Source organism: Burkholderia sp. IO2 (genome assembly GCF_029522185.1).
Lineage (GTDB): Bacteria > Pseudomonadota > Gammaproteobacteria > Burkholderiales > Burkholderiaceae > Burkholderia > Burkholderia cenocepacia.
Window position 1 is genome coordinate 50,160 of sequence record NZ_JAKWFH010000036.1, and the last position, 19,192, is coordinate 69,351.

Below are 19,192 nucleotides of genomic sequence, written 5' to 3' on the forward strand. Positions count from 1 at the left end.
CGGCCCGGCGCGGGACAGAGGTTGCGTCAACCAGCCTGCGGTTTCGCGAGCTGATCGGCCACCGGCAGGCTGCGGATTCGCGTGCCGGTCGCCGCGAAGATCGCGTTGGTCAGCGCCGGCGCGACGGGCGGCAGGCCCGGTTCACCGACCCCGCCGAGCGGCGTCGCGAAGTCGTCGGGCGCCACCAGATGCACGCGGATTTCACGCGGCGCCTCGTTCATTCTCAACACCTGGAAGCCGTTGAAGTTGCTCTGCTCCGGGTGGCCGTCCTTGAACGTGATCTCGCCGTGCAGCGCAATGCCGAGCCCCATCACCACCGCGCCCTCGAGCTGCGAGCGCACCCGTTCCGGATTGACCTGCGGCCCGCAGTCGATCGCGATGTCGACGCGCGGCACCGAGATCTTGCCGTCCGCGTCGACCTGCACCTCGCACACCGCGGCCGTGTACGACACGAAGCTGCGATGCGCGGCGATCCCGAGCCCATGCCCGTTCGGCAGCGTGCGGCCCCAGCCGGCTTCGCGCGCGACCGTCTCGACCACGCGTCGCAGCCGCCCCGTATCGACCGGATACAGCGCGGGATCCTCGCCGTAGTTCACGTTCTTCACCGTGATGTGCGGCTCGAAACGCCGAGCGGGCCCGATCAGCTCGAGCAGGAAATCCTTCGGATCGCGGCCGGCCGCGTGCGCAAGCTCCGACACGAAACTCTGGATGCCGAACGCATGCGGGATGTTGTACACCGAGCGGAACCAGCCGATCCTCGTGTGCGCTTCCGCGGCCGGATTCTCGAGCCGCACGTTCGGAATCGCGAACGGCAGATCCGCGATGCCTTGCGCGAGCTCGCCCGGCTGCTCGTGCACGACGCCGGCCCGGAACGTCGACTGGATCGACGGCGCGACCGTGCGATGCTGCCACGCGACCACCTTCCCCGATGCATCGATCCCGCCGTCGAACGCTTCGAGCGACACCGCGTGGAAGTAGTCGTGCGCGATGTCGTCCTCGCGCGTGAAGGTCAGCTTCACGGGCGCGCCGACCGCCTTCGACAGCAGCGCGGCTTCCACCACGTAGTCGGGCTTCGACTTGCGGCCGAAGCCGCCGCCCAGCAGCGTCACGTTGACCGTCACGCGCTCCGCCGGCAAGCCGAGCGCCTTCGCGAGCTCGTCGCGCGTGGTCTGCGGCGCCTGCGTGCAGGTCCATACCTCGCAGCGGCCGTCGGCCACGCGCGCGACGGCCGCGGGCGGCTCCATCGTCGCGTGCGCGAGATGCGGGACGTAGTAGGTCGCGCGTACGCGTTTCGCGGCGCCGGCGAGTGCGGCCGCCACGTCGCCGTCGTTGCGGATCACGTCGCCCGGCTGCGCGGCAGCCGCTTCGAGCGTCTTGCGATATTCGGTCGAGTCGTAGCCCGCGTTGGGTCCGTGCTTCCAGTCGATCTTCAACTGCGCGCGCGCCTGGATGGCCGTCCACGTATCGCGCGCGATGACGGCCACGCCGCCGAGCGGCTGGAAGCCGGATGGCAGCGGCGTCGCCGCCAGTTGCACGACCTTGACGACGCCCGGCAGCTTCCCGGCGGCCGACGCGTCGAACGACGCCACCGTATCGCCGTAGGCCGGCGGCCGCGCGACGACCGCATACAGCATGCCGTCGAGCCGCGTATCGATTCCGTACTGCGCCCGGCCGCCGACGATGTCGCGTCCGTCGATCAGCGCCGTCTTGCCCTTGCCGATATAGCGGAATTCGGCCGGCGCCTTCAACGGCACGCTTTTCGTATCGGGCACCGGCAGCGCGGCCGCCTTCGCGGCCAGTTCGCCGAAGCCGAGCTTGCGCCCGCTCTTCGAGTCGACGACCTCGTGCACCGTCACCTTCACCTGGCGCACGTCGACGCCCCATTCGCCGGCGGCTGCCTGCGCGAGCATCGTGCGCGCGGCCGCCCCGGCACGGCGCAGCGCGGCGAAGCTCTGGCGCAGGCTGCGCGACCCGTCGGTGTTCTGGTTGCCGTAGCGCGGCTCGTCGCCGACCGCTTGCGCGACCTTCACGCGCGCCCAGTCCGCGCCCAGTTCGTCGGCCACCACGAGCGCCACGCTCGTGCGCACGCCCTGCCCCATCTCGGAGCGGATGCAGGTCACCGTGACGGTGCCGTCCGGTGCGATCGCAACGAACAGGTTCGGATCGTCGCGCAAGCCGTGCGGCATCCCGGCACCGCCATACTGCGGATTCGCGCTGATGGGCGGCTGCACCGGCGCGGCCGCCCGAGCGAGCGACGGCACGCCGAACGCGAGCAGCAGCCCGCCGGACGCGAAGCCGAACAGCAGCGCGCGGCGGCTTTCGTTGTGGACGGAGAGTTCGGGCGCGCTCATGCGGCACCTCCGCGGCGCACGGCCAGCCGGATCGCGGCACGAATGCGCGTATAGGTGCCGCAGCGGCAGATGTTGCCGGACATCGCATCGTCGATGTCGGCGTCGGTCGGATGGGGATTGGTCTTCAGCAGCGACGCGGCCTGCATGATCTGCCCGGACTGGCAGTAACCGCATTGCGCGACGTTCAGTTCCTGCCACGCCTGCTGCAGCGGATGCGTGAGATCCGCCGACAGCCCCTCGATCGTCGTCACGCGCTTGCCCGACGCCGCCGCGACGGGCGTGATGCACGCGCGGATCGCCACGCCGTCGAGATGCACGGTGCACGCACCGCACAGCGCCATCCCGCAGCCGAACTTGGTGCCGGTGTGGCCGAGCACATCGCGCAGATACCAGAGCAACGGCATGTCGGGATTGCCGTCGAAGTGCTGCTCGCTACCGTTGACGGTCAGCGTGATCATCGTTCACCTCCTGGTTGCGATGCCCGCCGGGCAGGCATCGAGTGGGGATTCGAACGGCGCGGCGCACATTCCGAACGACCAGGCAGGCGTGGCGCCGTTTCGTCGACCGTGTCGCGTGCAGGCACGGCCGGGCGGATGCTGCGAACGATGCCGTCGGCCGGTTGCCCGCGCAACCTTTCGACGCCATTCCGGCCAGCCGCTCGTCCGCATGAATCGCCGTCCGCATTATCGAGCCATTTCGGATTTGATGTCGGATCGGCGCGGTTCGAGCGTTTCAGGCAAACGGCACGGGAATTCGGCCGGAAACGGCATGCGTCGCCGGCCGATCGCGCCACGCGCCGACCGCTCCTTCAGTCGACCAGCACCACCGGCTTGCCCGAGAACCGCCGCTCCCGCAGCCCTTCCAGTTGCGCCGGCAACTTCCCGAAGTCGCCGGTGACGCGTGCTTCGGGTTGCATCCGGCCGTTCGCGATACCGGCGAGCAGCATGCTGCCCGCCGCGGTCGTCTCGAGCCACGCCGCATCGTCGCCATAGGTGTGCAACGCATTCAGCGCGACTTCATGAAGCGACGCGCTCGACGTGAACGGCGGTAGCGGCGGCGTGTCGAAGCGCCCCTGGATGCACACGATATGCCCGTTCGCGGCCACGGCAGGTGCCCAGCAGGCCGCATGCCGCGCATCGACGCTGTCAAACACCGCATAGAAACGCCGGGCCAGTTCGGGCATCGCGCCGATCGTTGCATCGACGGGACCCGGCAGGCAATGGCTTGCCCCGCGCTCGCGCAGGCGCTCCCAATGTCGTTCGTGGCTCGATACCGACACCACGAACCCGCGAGCGGCGGCGATCTGCACCAGGTAGTTGCCGACCGCGCCGCCTGCACCGCTCACGAGGATTTCCCTCGCCGCGCGGCACGGCACCTTCTCGAGCGCCTGCCATGCGGTCAGCGCCGGGCACGGAACGCTCGCCGCCGTTTCGAAATCGAGCGTGTCGGGCACCGTCAGCAGCACGCCGGCCGCAACCGGTGTGTATTCCGCGAAACTCCCGTGCTCGCCGAGCGCCTGATGATAGGCGACGCGGCGACCCAGCAGGTGGCGCATCGCGTCGTCCGCGGCCGCGACCACCGTGCCCGCGCCATCGACGCCGGGCACATGGCCGGGGCGCCAGTTCACGAGCGCGCCGCCGAGCACTTTCCAGTCGACCGGATTGAGGCCGATCGCGTGATTGCGGACCAGCACCTGGCCGGGTTTCAGTCCCGGCATTTCCCGTTGTTCGAGACGCAACTGCGCGGGATGCCCGCTGCCTTGCCAGGTCCACGCGCGATAGCGGGCCGGCAACGAGGCTTGATGAGTGGATTGAGTCATGGGGGAATGGCAGGGTGTGACACACGACGGGCGCTCGGCGATCGCGTGCAAGTGCAAGGAGCCCGCATCGGATTTCGTCGCGTCGATGCGATTTCCGGAAGATGCGGGTGGGATATCCGCTGAAGTATCCGTGCGCGGCGCCGTTTCGCGAAAGAGGCTTCCCGCGAAAACACTTTTGAATGCATCGGGAAAATGGGTTCCGGGTCGCGCACAGGCAAGCATCCGGCCGACCTCGCGGCCGGACCGGATGCTTGACGCCTGCGTCGAACGCGCCGGAAGGCGCTACCGCGCGCCCTTCCTCACGGCGACCGCAATGCCTGCAATCCGAGCGTGAGCGCGTTGAACGGCATTTCCGCAGCGCCCATCGAGAAACTCGTCGTCTTCGTCGGCACGCCGGGCGTGCGCATCAGCGCGTGAACGATCCGCTCGCTCGCATGGCCGTCACCGTACGGATTGCTCGCGCGCGACATTTCCTCGTAAGCGCTCTCGCTGTCGAACAGACGCGACGCCTCCCATACGATCCTGTCCTGATCGGTGCCGACGAGCCGCGCGGTGCCGGCCTGAATCGCCTCGGGCCGCTCGGTCGTCTCGCGCGTGACCAGCACCGGCTTGCCGAGCGCCGGCCCTTCTTCCTGAATGCCGCCCGAATCCGTGATGATGAAATAGGCGCGCGACATCAGGAAGACGAACGAAAGATATTCCTGCGGCTCGATCAGGTAGATATTGGGGACGTCGCCGAGCCGCGCGCGCGCCGGTTCCCTCACGTTCGGATTCAGGTGCAGTGGATAGACGAACTGCGCATCGCGATAGCGGTTCGCCAGCGTGCACAGGGCGTCGCAGAAATGCCGGAACGGTTCGCCGAAACTTTCGCGGCGATGGCCGGTGATCAGCACGACGCGTCGCGACGGTTCGAGAAACGGGAAGTACGCGGCGACCTTGTCCGACAGCGCGGTGGTGCGATCCAGCATGCGCTTGACCTCGTGCAACGCGTCGATCACGGTATTGCCGGTCAGCGAGACCGCGCCGCCCGGCACGCCTTCGCTCAGCAGGTTGTCGCGCGCCTGCCCGGTCGGGGCGAAATGCCAGGACGACACCGCATCGGTCACGCGGCGATTCAGTTCCTCCGGCCACGGCGACCAGATGTCGCCGCTGCGCAAGCCGGCCTCCACGTGCCCGACCGGCAGATAGCGATAGAACGCCGCGAGGCTGACCGCGAGCGTGGTCGTCGTATCGCCGTGCACCAGCACGACGTCCGGCCGCAGTTCGTCGAAGACCATGCCGATCGCCTGGAGAATGCCGGTCGTCACGTCGGTCAGCGTCTGGCTTTGCCGCATCAGGTTGAGATCGTAGTCGGGCTTGATGTCGAACAGCGTCAGCACCTGGTCGAGCATTTCGCGATGCTGCGCGGTCACGCATACGCGGGCGTCGACATCCGCTTGCGCCTTCAATGCGCGCACCAGCGGCGCCATCTTGATGGCCTCCGGCCGGGTCCCGAACACAAGCAAGATCTTCTTCATCGTTGTCCTCGTTTAGCCACTGCGCGCCTGGCGATCCTGCACGTGGCGCGAAGCATGTATTCGGGCGGCGCATCGCGTACTCGCACGCGCTCGACACGCGGCGATGCTGCGGGGCGAGCGCGCCACCTCGTCCGCGCGGTCCGGGCCGCGCGAATCGTCGTACTACCGGCGTCCCGTTGCACTGGATCGATCACGTCATGAGCGGTTCCTCGCTGTGTCGAGCATTACGTCCTCCCACTACAGCAATATTCAAACCAGCGGGCCCGCATCCCGGCCCGCTTCGCTCAGCGGCCGTCGCGTGCGGACGGCGTGTTGCGGAATGTTTCACAACTGCTACGGGCGCTCGCCTCGCCGGATCGACACGACAACGATAAACAGCCGGACGCTCAACCGATCCGTCTGACGACGTCGTCCGACGAATCGTGCACGCATGTCGAACCACCGAGACGCAGCGAATCTGCGGCATCTTTCGACGCGCGTTGCGTCATCTCGATTCGCCACTTTCGTCTGTGCACTGTGCGGCGCGCACGCGAGCGTCGGCCACCTACGCACGCGCAGGATTTCTCCGACACGCGACGGCGCTTGCGTCACACGAATCGGTGCGCGGGAAATGTTGCGTATGTGTAACGCGGCCAAAAACCGGAAAATACATCGGAGTCCGGTCTATTTGTCTCACATGAAACCGGCGTCGGTTTCGATCACCACACCAACGCGCGTGCGACGAATGAAGCGCGACGATCAGTCATGCAAGCTTCACCCGGCAAGGCGCCACCGATGGATGCGAAGCCCCCCGCCGTGCGAGGTGCTCTACGCACGCAACCGACCGTATGGGGTCGAATGCGACGCGTGCACACTGATTCGTCAGTGAATCAAAACCCGCCGCCCGCGCGACTTCCGCATTCGCTTCCTTCGCGTCGATCCTTGCTGCGCGCGGCATCCCGACAGATGGCTCACGCCTTGCTTAATGTCAGACAGGTGCGTCCCGAAGCACTCGCACGGCAGCAGACAGACGGGGACGCCAAAGCAACGAAGCCGGGAGGCGACGCGACGCGTTCGTCCGGGGCGACCGACAATCGCCCGCCACGACCCACGCGCCACGGCTTCCCATTGACGTCCGCGCGATCCACGGAGCGCCTTCAGCTCTCATCGGTCGTCGTCGCGGGCACGGGGACCAGGACATGAAGAAAACGCGGGCGGCGTCACTCTGCGAACAAGGCATCCTGCTGCTGATCGTGCTTGCCTGCTCGCTGATCGTCCGCGACACCGCATCGCAGGCGATCGCCGAACCGGTCCGGTTCGGCGTGCCCGCCGTCAACGCCGCCAACGCGGCAAACACCGGGCTCGCAATGGAACGCACCGCGCTCGACAGCGTGACGTTCTCGCTCGCCGCACCGGCCTCGCCCGATCCGGATGCGTCGCTCGAACCGCCGCCGGCCGGCACGCCGAGCATCACGTTCGATCCCGAGCTGCTGCTGATGCCGTGCGTGGCGTACCTGTGGCTGTTCACGCTGTTGACGTGCGGGTATGCCGCGCGGCACTACCTGTTCAGCCTCGACCGCCTGTTCAAGCCGCAGCACGCGCCCTACCGCGCGATGACCCACGGCGATTGGCCGCGGCTCACGGTCTTCGTCGCCGCCCACAACGAGGAAACCGTCATCGTCGATTGCCTGATGGCGCTGCTGGCCACGACCTACCCGCGCGACCGGCTGACGATCATCCCGGTCAACGACCGCTCGACCGACAACACGCGCGTGCTGATCGACGAAGTCCGCGCACTCGCGCCCGAACTGATCCAGCCGTTTCATCGCGAGACCGGCAAGCCGGGCAAGGCAGCCGCGCTGAAGGATGCGCTGCGCTTCATCCGCGGCGACATCATGGTGGTATTCGACGCCGACTACCTGCCGCGGCCGGGGTTGCTGAAGGAACTCGTCGCGCCGTTCTTCGATCCGGAAGTCGGCGCGGTGATGGGCCGCGTCGTGCCGCAGAACGCGGACAGCAACCTGCTCGCGCGGCTGCTCGATCTCGAGCGCGCGGGCGGCTACCAGGTCAACCAGCAAGCCCGCAACAATCTCGACCTGGTGCCGCAGTACGGCGGCACGGTCGGCGGCATCCGCAAGGGTGCGCTCGACGCCGTGGGCGGCTGGTGCGACGACACGCTCGCCGAAGATACCGACATGACCTACCGCCTGCTGCTGAGCGACTGGCGCACGGTCTATCTGAACCACGCCGAATGCTATGAGGAAGTACCGGAGCGCTGGGCCGTCCGCGCCCGGCAACTGACGCGCTGGGCGAAGGGGCACAACCAGACGATGTTGCGCTACCTGTTGCCGGTGCTGCGCAATCCGCTGATCTCGCGGCGCTGCCGGCTCGACGGCGCCCTGCTGCTCGGCGTGTTCACGATGCCCGCGCTGCTCGCGATCGCGTGGAGCGCCGCGCTCGCGCTCTACCTGTTCAACGGCGTCAATTCGACCGCGCTCGGCCTGCTCCTGTCGCTGTTCGCGCTGTTCTCGTTCAGCACCTTCGGCAACTTCGGCGTGTTCTTCGAGATCGTCGTCGCCGCGCGGCTCGACGGCCGCGCGACGCGCCTGCGGCTCGTACCGGTCAACGTCGTCGGCTTTTGCGTGACGATTGCGGCGGTCGTCGCCGCGCTATGGGGGCTCGCGCTCGACGCCGCGTTCCGCCGCGAACTGAAATGGGACAAGACCGAGCGTTTTCGCCGGCAATTGAAACCGGAGCGATGAGCGATGACGACCTTCAATGTGATGGTGCCGGTGGCCGGCGTGCTCACCCTGCCGTTCCTGCCGATGCTGCACGAACTGATCCGGCGCAGCGACGTCGCAGCATTGCCGATCGGCGACGGGCCATTCGTCGATCAGGCGCTGCTGGCCGCGCGCTGGCACGACGCGCTGCGCGCGCACGCGGCCGGCACGCCGTCGGCGGATGCGGCCGCCACACCGCCGTGGCAAGCGCTCGGCCTGGCCGTGCAGCATGCGGACGCGATCCACGTCGCACGGGACACACATCGCGACGACGTGCTTTACGCCGATCGCACGATCACGCTCGACGACGGCGCGCGGGCCGCGTACGCGTTCGCCGACGAGCGCATCGACATTCGTGCCGGCGCGACGATCGGCACGCTCGCGCATGCACCGCTGATCGACGTCGACGGCGCGGTACTGCGCGGCGTCGTGGTCGGCGACACGGTGCATCTGCACGGCGCCGGCGGCTTCGCGTGCCTGTATGGCGAGCCGCTCGTGTTCGGCGCGGCGCCCGGCGCGCGGCCCGCGGACCCGCAGGCCGCCCCGCGCCGCGCGATCTCGCTGACCCGCCACTTCGCGTCGCTGCCGCATCGCTTCCTGCACGGCCGTTACCTGGTGCCGTGCGACGTCCGCCTGCCCGCGCACACGGTCGTGCAAGGCAACCTGATCGTCGAAGGCACGCTCGTACTCGGCGAAGGCTGCGTGCTGCGCGGCAGCGTCAAGGCGCATCGCGTCGAGCTCGAACGCCACGCGTTGCTGCATGGCGCGGTATTCGCGCGCGACGATGTGTTGCTCGCCCACGCGAGCTGCATCGACGGCGTCGTGTCGGCCGGCGGCCTGCTGCGGCTGACGGGGGCGCGCATCGGCGTCGCCGGTCATCCGGTCAGCGCGTGCGCGCGCGACGTCTCGGTCGTCAATCATGCCTGCGTGCATGGCGATCTCGTCGCGTGGCGCAGCGGCTGGTTCCACACATCCCGTTAAGGAGCGCCTCATGTCCGATCGCCCCAGCCATCGCGGCCCGCGCGTGCCGGTTGCCACCCTCGCGATGCTGTGCGGCGTCGCCTTCGGCGCGCCCGCGGCGCTGGCGGAGCAGCCGGACGATGCCGCCGCCGTGCCCGCCGTGCAGCCCCCGGACCCCGCGACCGTCATCACGCCACGGATGCGCGACGAATCGATGTTCGTGCGCGTGGACGCCGAAGGCCTGCCGGACGGCGTGCCGCTCGCCGAGTTCACGCCCGAGGATACGAACCGGCCACCGCTGCCCGACGCCATCGTCACACATGCGCAGGCGCCGCAGGAATCGCACACCGAACTGTCGCTCGGCTATTCGAGCGCGCACCTGACGCACGGCTATGGCGACTGGTACGGCGTGCATCTGCGCGGCGTCTATCAGGACGGCGTGCGCACCGTGCTCGGCGAACTGGCGCAATTGCACCGCTTCGGCGAGAACACGCAGCTCGGCGCGCTGACCTACGTGCAGAACCTCGGGCCCGACTGGTTCGGTGGAATCGGCTTTTCCGGCACCACGTCGGGCACGATCCTGCCGAGCGCGCGCGTCGACCTGTCGCTCAACCGCAAGCTATTGTCCGATCGTTCGCTGGTCGTGTCGCTGGGCGCCGGCTACGCATGGAACCGCAGCGGCCACCGCGATCAGCTCTATCACGCCGGCGTGATCTGGTATGCATTGCCGAAGTGGATTTTCGAGGCGGGCGCGAACTATACGGTCGATTCACCGGGCTCGGTCAAGGCACCTGCGTACTACGGCGCCGTCACCTACGGCGAAGTCGGCAAGAGCGTGATCGTGCTGCGCGGCGGGTTCGGCCGCGAAGCGTATCAGGTCACCGGGTCCGGCTCGCAGATCGCGGATTTCCGCAGCCACGAGATCACCGCGAAATGGCGCTACTGGTTCACGCGCAAGTGGGGCACGCAACTCGAATTCGACTATTACCACAACCCGTACTACTCACGGATCGGCGGCGAGCTCAGCGTGTTCTATCGCTGGTGAGCGGGCGGACGCCATGCCCACGCATCCCGTCCGTCCTCCCGTCGACCGTTCGCTGCGCACCCACGCGTACCCGCAGCGCTGGCTGTCGTCGATCGCGCTGCTGACACCCGCGCTGTACGCGTCGCTGTGGTTCGGACTGCCGCTGGCGTGGCGCTACTGGCGCGCGGTCATGGCATGGGGCGCGCAGCAGATCGATCCGGCGCTGCACGTGATCGTGCTCGGTTATCCACCCGACGCGCCACGCGTGCCGCTGCTGTCGATCGACGTCGCGGCCCGCCTGCCGGGCGGCACGCTGCTGCTGGCCACCGCCGCGCTGTGCGCGATCGGCTTCGCCGCCTCGTTCGTCCGTCGGACACGCTGGCTGCCTGTTGCATATCTGTTACGTATCGCGAGCTTCACCCAGCTGCTGATTTGCGCGTACTTCTGGCTCGCGCCCGACACGTTCCCGTATGTGCCGCCACTGCATCTGCGCGACATGTTCGTGCTGCACGGCGCGGCGATCGCGCTGATCCCGCTGGTGATGGCCGCGCTGTACTACCCGCTCGATTTCTCGCTGCTGCAAAAGGCCGTCGCATCGCTGCTGGTGCTCGGCTACTTCGTGTTCGCGCTGCCGTTCGTGATGCTGCTGCACGCGACGATCATCCATCACGGCTCGCTGCTGTTCTTGCCGTTCTGCTATTTCCTGCTCGGCGGGCCGCTGCTGATCGGCCTGCTGGTCACGCTCTATACCTACTGCGCAAGCTGGCCCGGCGCACTGACGCGCGATCGCGATTCCGTCTGCTGATAGCGCGTTCGAACGCGCCGTATCAGCGATGAAACGATTCCGCCGTGTTTCCGGACGCACCGCCCGGCCCGCATCGCAAGAAGCCAGCAGTACCGGGCCTCCTGCGCCAATGGCACGTTGTTCGCTTCTTCCAATGCGTCGCATCGAGTCCTCTCATCGGCGAAGACAGCATGGCACACCGGCGCATTCGCGCGTTCCGGCCGCTGTCGGCACGCACCGCTCGATACCCGACGAACCGGACAGCCGCACACGTCTACGGGGCTGGATTGGTCGACCTGGCGGCACGCGCATCACGGCTGCCGCACGCCCCATTCCTTGAGCGAGGAGCACACCATGTTGGCAAAGTCAGGCAAGTTCTTGCGGATCCTGTTCGCGCTGTTCGCGCTCGCGTTCGCATTCGGTCCGGGCGGCGTTCGGGCGGCCACCAACCAGCTTCTCCTGTTGGTGCCCGATACGCTGACACTGCCCGATTCGCGCGTGTCCGCCTGGCTCGACAGCGCGCAGGAGGAAGGGCTGCAGATCAAGGTGATGACCGACAGCCAGTTCATGGCGGCCGGCGCGTCGCTGTCGCAGTATCCGGGCCTGATCCTGCCCGATCAGGTGCATACGACGGCCGACGACACGCTCGTGACCGCGATTCAGAACTACGCACTGAACGGCGGCAAGGTGATGCTCGTCTACGATTTCGGCGTGCTGAATTCGGCCGGCTTCTACGTCAGCCCGAAATCGCGCTTCAGCAGCATGGCCGGTGTGGACTACGTGCTGTATGACCAATACGGCGGCAACATGATCGGCCTCGGCAACGTGACCGGCATGAGCAGCTGGCTGCGCACGCTCCAGGTGCCGCCCGGCAAGTCGATGGCGTGGACCACGACGTCGTCGACCACCACGACCGCGACGGCGCTCGCATCGCCCAGCACCGCCGGCACGTCGACGAGTTCGACGTCGGGCAGCACGCTGTTTCTGGCCGCCAGCCCGTCGAATCCGGGCGGCCTCGCCAATTACAACCACGGGGCCTGGTTCCAGTACGCGACGCCGCCTACGGGCAGCGGCGTGCTGAGCCAGACGCCGCCGAAGCTGACCGGCACCGTGACCGGCAAGCTGAAGAAGACCACGACGTATACCGCCAACTCGCTCCTGAGCACGTCGACCGGCAAGACGGCCAACACGCTCGCGTCGACGCTGGCCACCACCACCGACACGCTCGAAGGCATCTCCGGCTACGTGTACGGCTTCCTCACCTATCCGAGTTTCGTCACGCAGGGCACGTACACCGGCACGACGATCCTGACCTCGCCGACCTTCGGCCTCGTGTCCGGCTACAACACGTACGGCAACGGCGGCGTGCTGTTCGTCAACCTGCCGCTCGCCTACCTCGACGGCCAGACCGACGGCATGCTGATTCACGGCTACCTGCATTATTTCGGCACGCAGATGCTGAACCTGCCGTCGCTGTCGCCGCTGCCGAAGGCGATGGCCGGCCTCGTGTTCAACTGGCACTTCTGCGCGGGCGACCAGATCCAGCCGGCACTGCAATTGAAGAGCCTCGGCGTGTGGAACAACGGGCCGTTCTCGCTCGTGATCACGGCGGGCCCCGATGAAGCGGCCTTCGGCGACGGCAACGGCATCAACCTCGCGAACAACCCGACCGCGCAGAATCTCCTCAGGTATTTCGTGACCAAGGGCCATCGCGTCGGCAGCCACGGCGGCTGGATTCACGATTACTGGGGGGCGAATGCGAGCGAAACGAACGCAAGTACGTTCACGCAGTACCTCGTGATGAACCACCAGGCCGTCCAGGCCGCGACCGGTCAGCCGGACGTCGAGTACGCGGCACCGGAAGGCAATACCCCGACCTGGTCGGTCAACTGGCTCGAAAGCAATGGCTTCAATGGCTACTACTTCACCGGCCACACCGGCTCGGCACCGACCCGCGCCTACCGCAACGGCGCGTTGCTGAACCCGGGCCTGTGGGCTTACCCCGTGATGCCGTTCGGCAAGTACGCGACGTTCGAGGAGTTCCAGCAATACGCGGTGCCGACTGCCGACGTGAACAACTGGTACGCGTCGCTGATGAACTTCGTCGTCGCGAACCGCACGAGCCGGCTGATCTATGCGCACCCGCTCGGCGCATCGTCCTACACGTCGACGCTGTCCGCGATCTTCTCGCAAGCCAATACGCTGAAACTGACGGGTCAGTTCAAGTGGTACACGATGACCGACATCACGACCTTCGATCGTGCACGCCTGAACGTCACATGGTCGGCCACCGACACGGGCAGCGGCTGGGCGTTCGCCGCCAGCCATCCGACCAGCCTCGCGAACATGACGTGGCTGCTGCCGAAGAAGGGATTCGCACTGCCGATCATCACGCAAGGCTTCGGCAGCGTCGTCATCACCGACTCGACGTACTGGCTCGTGACCGCGAACAGCGGCACCAGTCTCAAGTTCACCAGCGCCAAGGTGCACTGAGTTACGACATCGACACCCCCGTCGGCGCGCGACGCGGCCAACGCCGCGCCCGGCGGGATTTGCGCAGGACCATCGCGCAGGAGCCCCCCATCATGAACCGGCCCGCGCTTTTCCCGGCCGCACGCGCACGCGTGGCGGCCACCGCCCGGCTATGCCGCCTGTGGCGCGTCGCCTGCTGTGTCGCCGCGTGCGGCATCGCGCTGCAGGCGAGCGCCGCGGAACTTCAGCTCAACGGACTCTATCAACGCCCCGACGGGGCGATCACCGTGCGCCTGAACGGCGCCGGCATCGATCCTTATTTCGCGGCGAAGGCACTGCTCGGCGCCGAGGATGCCGGGCTCGACGCACATCGGGCCGCGCTCGCATGGATCGCGTGGCTGCTGCCGCGCCAGCGTCCGGACGGCGGTTTCGATCGCTACTGCGTGAAGAGCGGCCAGTACAGCTCATGCGCCGAAGCCGACGCCGACGATGCGATGATGGCGACCTGGATCGAACTGCTCGCCCGCTTCGCGCCGCCCGAGGGCCTGCCCGCCGCATGGGAACTCAGCCTCGATCGCGCGGCCGCGCATCTGGACGCGCTGCTCAGCAAGCCCGCAGGCGTCTATCAGATCTCGTCGACGCTGCACGTCGCGCTGCTGATGGACAACGTCGAGGTGCACAGCGCGTTCCAGGCGCTCGCCGCGTATTACGTCCGGCATGCCGACGCTGCCCGCGCCGGCCCGTGGACTCAGCGCGCCGACCGGCTCGCGTCCGCGATCCTGAAGGTGTTCTGGCGCGGCACACAGTCCGGCTTTCGCGCGAGCACGCAGCGCATCAGCGACACGACGTTCTATCCGGCGAAAGTCGCGCAGGTCTTTCCGCTCCTGTCCGGCATTCAGGTTCCCCAACAATCGAACGAGACGATCTACGCGCAGTGGATGCAGAAGTACGGCAAGACCTGGCTGCAACTCGCCGGCTCCGACTATCCGTGGGGCTTGATCGCACTCGTCGCATTCAAGATGAACGACTGGAACACGGTCGCGTGCTGGCATGCGCGATCGGGCCCGTACCGGCACGGCGCACACTGGAACGTACTGGAGGAGGCGCTTTACCTGGCATTCGAAAGCCGGATGGCCGACCCGGTCGCGCCCGCTCAATGCGGCTTCACGACGGCGGCGACAACGGAGACCGCGTCACGCTGATCCACGCGTGCGCACGGTCCGGGGCAATCTACAGGGAAGGAGACGTGTCATGTGTGGCATCGTCGGCGCGGTCGCGCAACGGGATATCGTCCCGATTCTGATCGAAGGTTTGCGCCGCCTTGAATATCGCGGCTACGATTCATGCGGAGTGGCGACGGTCGTCAACGGCCAGGCACGCCGCGAGCGCAGCATGTCGCGCGTCGCCGATCTCGACGCGCACGTGCGCAGCGCCGGCCTGACCGGCAGCACCGGCATCGCGCACACGCGCTGGGCAACCCACGGCGCGCCGGCAACCTGCAACGCGCATCCGATCTTTTCGCGCGACGAGATCGCGCTGGTGCACAACGGCATCATCGAGAATCACGAAACGTTGCGCAAGCAACTAGCCGACGAACACTACGAGTTCGACGGCCAGACCGACACCGAGGTGGTCGCGCACCTGATCCACAGCAAGTATCGCGGCGACCTGCTCGCCGCCGTACGCGACGCGACCTCGCAGCTGCACGGCGCGTATGCGATCGCGGTGTTCAGCAAGCACGAGCCGCAACGGCTGATCGGCGCACGCGCCGGCTCGCCGCTCGTCGTCGGCGTGAAGGACGGCGAATGCTATCTCGCGTCGGATGCGCTCGCGCTCGCCGGCATCACCGACCGCTTCATCTTTCTCGAGGAAGGCGACATCGTCGAGCTGACGCCGGGCGGCGTGCGGGTGCTCGATCGCAGCGGCGCACCGATCGAACGCGCGATACAGACCGTCTCGTCCGCGCAGGGCGTGGTCGAACTCGGGCCATACCGGCATTTCATGCAGAAGGAAATCTTCGAGCAGCCACAGGCCGTGGCCGCGACCATTCCCGATGCCGGGCTGTTCGACCCGGCCGTATTCGGCCCGGACGCCGCGCGCGCGTTCGAGCAGATCGACAACGTGCTGATCCTCGCGTGCGGCACGAGCCATTACTCGGGCCTGACTGCACGCCGCTGGCTCGAGACGATCGCGCGCATCCCCGCGCAGGTCGAGATTGCGAGCGAATACCGTTACAGCGACGCGCTCGCGATGCCGAATACGCTGGTGGTCAGCGTGTCGCAATCCGGCGAGACCGCCGACACGCTCGCCGCGCTCAAGTACGCGCAGGCGCTCGGTCACATCGACACGCTGGCGATCTGCAACGTGCCGACCAGCGCGATGATGCGCCAGACCGGCCTGCGCTTCCTGACGCGCGCCGGCCCTGAAATCGGCGTCGCGTCGACCAAGGCGTTCACGACGCAGCTCGTCGCGCTGTTCATTCTCGCCGTCACGCTCGGACGGCTGCGCGGCTACGTCGACGACGCGCAGCTCGCGCGTTATACGACGCAATTGCGGCGCCTGCCTGGCGCGCTCGAGGACGTGCTCGGGCTGGAGCCGCAGATCGAGCGCTGGGCGGCGGAATTCTCGCAGCACGAAAACGCGCTCTTTCTCGGGCGCGGGCTGCACTACCCGATCGCGCTCGAAGGCGCGCTGAAGCTGAAGGAGATTTCATATATCCACGCGGAAGCGTATCCGGCGGGCGAGTTGAAACACGGGCCGCTCGCGCTCGTCACGCATACGATGCCGGTTGCCACGATCGCGCCGAACGATGCGCTGCTCGAAAAGCTCAAGTCGAACATGCAGGAAGTGCGGGCGCGCGGCGGGCAGCTTTACGTGTTCGCGGATGCCGATACGCGGATCGACAACGGCGAAGGCGTGTCGGTATTGCGGATGCCGGATTATTACGGGCTGCTGTCGCCGATTCTGCACGTCGTGCCGTTGCAGTTGCTCGCGTATCACGCGGCGTGCTTGCGCGGCGCGGATATCGACAAGCCGAGGAATCTGGCGAAATCGGTGACGGTGGAGTGATTCGTTTGCGCAATCCGGCGCGAAGCCGCGAAGATCACAAACTGGCCCGCCCTACACGATTCGAACGTGTAACCCACGGGTTAGAAGAACGCACGGCGTCACACTGATCGAGATGGATCGACCTCGCCTTGCGAGTTGGCATCGAAACCGGCAGCGGCTTCAGGGTCCGTCGACTGGCACCGAACGCAGGAATCCTCGCTGCGGGTTCAGCCTATCTGCAGCGACATCCCGCACCGCGTACGCTTCAGACATTGCCCGTGCCCGCGCGACACGGCACGGGTCCTTTTCGCTGGCAACTACTGAAATATCCGGGTCATCGGCCAAGTCCGGTCGCCCGCGTCTTTCGGTAGTCGGGCCTCCAGCTGCGCCTTTCGTTCGGCGAGCTTGAGTCCAAGTCCGACAAGGTCGAGTCCCGATGAGCGCAGTTCGGGAAAGAGCTCCGTCTCCTCTTCCTTGATGTGATGCCGGACGTTTTCCATCAGCACCGCGAAAGTGGCATCAAACCCTTCCATACCAGGCTTGAGGGTTTCGAATTTCTCGATGAGCGTCTTCACGAGAAAGTGCTCGACGTAGGCTTTGTCGACATCCTTTTGGGGGCCGCCGGACAGCGCATCGTGCGCAGCTGGGTAAAGAATCTGTTCCTCAATCATCGCGTGGACGGTCAATTTTTCGCAGGCGCGCCTAACGAGCGCGTGCTTGGCATCGAGGTCCTCGTCGGCGGTTTTTTCAAAGATCGTGAACAGCTTTTCGACCGCACGATGGTCAGACTCAAGTAGCGCGATAGCGCCGGTCGCTGACGGAGTGTCAGCTTCATCGCGGTCATGCTTGTGGCGCTGCGTCTCGTTCGTGTTCGCCATGGCTGGCCTCTGTCTAAAGGTGGATAACGGCCAGCCACTGGAGCAAAACTTGCACCTGCTCCCGAAAACGGGGCGGACGCCGCACTCGTCAAGGCAAGGTTTGATCCATGCTCAACGGTTACGGCGCCACAGGGCGGGTCGCATCGTGGCAAGAATCGGAAAAGTCAGGCGGTTCCCGGCCATGGAGCAGAGACGTTCCGCCTTGGGCATCAACCACGAAATGGCACGCTCGGCACATCCCTACGCGGGTTGTAACGTTGAGCGCATTTTTGTGAGTGTCTCGACAGCCGCCCGCTGCATAGCCCCAAAGAAAGTCGTCACCGTTTGCGAAGTTACGTTGTCACTTCGCCGGGTGATGTCGACACCACGCGCGACCAGGTGACGCGTCTAGCTGGCGCCTCCACGAGTCGCTCGCCGAACCACTCGCGGCGCGCCGGCCGCTCACGCTGCAGGGCGATTGTCCGGCGCGCGGCAACACTCGTCGGCGTGACCGTGATCGCGTCGTAGATCAACCCCGGCGCATCCGCCGACGTGAAGCTCGCCCGCCCCCGGTGCGTTTCCGCGCGTCGCCGGCGTTCGGTTGCGGCTTGCGCAGCGCGATCAGGCCTTGCGCGCGACGACACCCACCGGCGAAACGGGCGCGCGTTTCGGTGCGGTCTTGTAGTGCGTGCTGTACAGCGCCGCGCCGACGAACACCAGCCCGCCGACCAGGTTGCCGAGTACCGTCGGGATCTCGTTCCACAGCAGATAGTCGACGATCGTGAAGTGGGCGCCGAGCATCAGGCCGGACGGGAACAGGAACATGTTCACGACCGAGTGCTCGAAGCCCATGTAGAAGAACACGAGGATCGGCATCCACATCGCGATCACCTTGCCGGGTACGGACGTCGACATCATCGCGGCGACCACGCCGGTCGACACCATCCAGTTGCACATCACGCCGCGCACGAACAGCGTGAGCATACCGGCGGCGCCGTGCGCCGCATAACCCAGCGTGCGTGCTTCGCCGATGCCGCCGATCTTCTGTCCGATTGCGTTCGGCGCTTCCGAGAAGCCGAATGTGAAGATGATCGCCATGAACAGCGCGACCGTCAGCGCGCCCGCGAAATTGCCGAAGAACACGAGCGTCCAGTTGCGGAACACGCCACCCCAGGTCGCGCCGGGCCGGCGATCGATCACCGCGAGCGGCGCGAGCGTGAAGACGCCGGTGAGCAGGTCGAAGCCCAGCAGGTACAGCATGCAGAATCCCACCGGAAACAGCAGCGAACCGGCCAGCGCGTTGCCGGTGTTGATGGTGATGCTGACCGCGAAGGCGGCTGCGAGCGCGAGGATCGCGCCCGCCATGTACGCGCGAATCAGCGTATCGCGGGTCGACATCGACAGCTTCGATTCACCGGCATCGACCATCCTGGTGACGAATTCGTTGGGTGTGAGGTAGGCCATGGTATGCGCTCGCAAAGTTGGACGGGCAAAAAAAAACGCGCCAGGCACTCGCTCGACATGCGAGTGCCTGGCGCGGACGCTGTTATCCACGTGATCGGCCGCCACGGTTCGACATGGCGTGATCGTCAGGCCGCCAT

The 19,192-nt window shown here is 66.7% G+C and carries 13 protein-coding genes and 1 pseudogene; 7 read left to right on the forward strand and 7 right to left on the reverse strand.

The window, feature by feature from the left end:
* Window positions 1-26: 26 nt before the first annotated feature.
* The 4 genes from MMB92_RS22530 to wecB all read right to left on the reverse strand — a co-directional run bounded on the left by MMB92_RS22530 (window position 27) and on the right by wecB (window position 5,687).
* Window positions 27-2,351 (reverse strand): xanthine dehydrogenase family protein molybdopterin-binding subunit, encoded by a 2,325-nt coding sequence (locus MMB92_RS22530; RefSeq protein ID WP_196445975.1) that lies wholly within the window; start codon window positions 2,349-2,351, stop codon window positions 27-29.
* A complete protein-coding gene (locus MMB92_RS22535; protein ID WP_200062611.1) occupies window positions 2,348-2,809 on the reverse strand; it encodes a (2Fe-2S)-binding protein in 462 nt (153 codons plus the stop codon). The genes MMB92_RS22530 and MMB92_RS22535 overlap by 4 nt, the downstream gene beginning before the upstream one ends.
* Window positions 2,810-3,159: 350 nt before the next feature.
* A complete protein-coding gene (locus tag MMB92_RS22540) occupies window positions 3,160-4,170 on the reverse strand; it encodes a zinc-binding dehydrogenase (RefSeq protein ID WP_230878159.1) in 1,011 nt (336 codons plus the stop codon).
* Window positions 4,171-4,469: 299 nt separating this feature from the next.
* The gene (gene wecB / locus MMB92_RS22545; protein WP_196445973.1) at window positions 4,470-5,687 is read right to left on the reverse strand and encodes a UDP-N-acetylglucosamine 2-epimerase (non-hydrolyzing); all 1,218 of its coding nucleotides are present in this window, start codon (window positions 5,685-5,687) and stop codon (window positions 4,470-4,472) included.
* A gap of 1,178 nt (window positions 5,688-6,865) precedes the next feature.
* On the opposite strand from wecB, the gene MMB92_RS22550 reads away from it, so the two are divergent.
* From MMB92_RS22550 to glmS, 7 genes are all read left to right on the forward strand, one after another.
* A complete protein-coding gene (locus tag MMB92_RS22550; RefSeq protein WP_058901331.1) occupies window positions 6,866-8,428 on the forward strand; it encodes a glycosyltransferase in 1,563 nt (520 codons plus the stop codon).
* Window positions 8,429-8,431: 3 nt separating this feature from the next.
* The gene (locus MMB92_RS22555) at window positions 8,432-9,427 is read left to right on the forward strand and encodes a polymer-forming cytoskeletal protein (RefSeq protein ID WP_062884618.1); all 996 of its coding nucleotides are present in this window, start codon (window positions 8,432-8,434) and stop codon (window positions 9,425-9,427) included.
* Window positions 9,428-9,437: 10 nt separating this feature from the next.
* A complete protein-coding gene (locus MMB92_RS22560; RefSeq protein WP_006490613.1) occupies window positions 9,438-10,451 on the forward strand; it encodes a YaiO family outer membrane beta-barrel protein in 1,014 nt (337 codons plus the stop codon).
* Window positions 10,452-10,464: 13 nt separating this feature from the next.
* Window positions 10,465-11,235 (forward strand): hypothetical protein, encoded by a 771-nt coding sequence (locus MMB92_RS22565; protein WP_048989024.1) that lies wholly within the window; start codon window positions 10,465-10,467, stop codon window positions 11,233-11,235.
* A gap of 333 nt (window positions 11,236-11,568) precedes the next feature.
* Window positions 11,569-13,707, forward strand: a complete 2,139-nt coding sequence (locus MMB92_RS22570; protein WP_059721271.1) for a polysaccharide deacetylase family protein — start codon at window positions 11,569-11,571, stop codon at window positions 13,705-13,707.
* 92 nt (window positions 13,708-13,799) lie between these two features.
* Entirely contained in the window at window positions 13,800-14,888 is a 1,089-nt protein-coding gene (locus MMB92_RS22575; protein WP_196445972.1) for a hypothetical protein, read from the forward strand.
* A 49-nt stretch (window positions 14,889-14,937) separates the two neighbouring features.
* Complete coding sequence (glmS, locus tag MMB92_RS22580) at window positions 14,938-16,755, forward strand: glutamine--fructose-6-phosphate transaminase (isomerizing) (protein ID WP_006490513.1); 1,818 nt, start codon at window positions 14,938-14,940, stop codon at window positions 16,753-16,755.
* 296 nt (window positions 16,756-17,051) lie between these two features.
* On the opposite strand, the gene MMB92_RS22585 is transcribed toward glmS, so the two are convergent.
* From MMB92_RS22585 to MMB92_RS22590, 3 genes and pseudogenes are all read right to left on the reverse strand, one after another.
* Window positions 17,052-17,612 carry a hemerythrin domain-containing protein gene (locus tag MMB92_RS22585; protein WP_006492112.1) on the reverse strand — a complete coding sequence of 187 codons (561 nt, stop codon included), beginning with the start codon at window positions 17,610-17,612 and terminating at the stop codon, window positions 17,052-17,054.
* 461 nt (window positions 17,613-18,073) lie between these two features.
* Window positions 18,074-18,195, reverse strand: a pseudogene (locus MMB92_RS35305) (ABC transporter substrate-binding protein); the annotation flags it as partial.
* A 17-nt stretch (window positions 18,196-18,212) separates the two neighbouring features.
* A complete protein-coding gene (locus tag MMB92_RS22590) occupies window positions 18,213-19,055 on the reverse strand; it encodes a formate/nitrite transporter family protein (protein WP_048989026.1) in 843 nt (280 codons plus the stop codon).
* Window positions 19,056-19,192 lie beyond the last annotated feature (137 nt).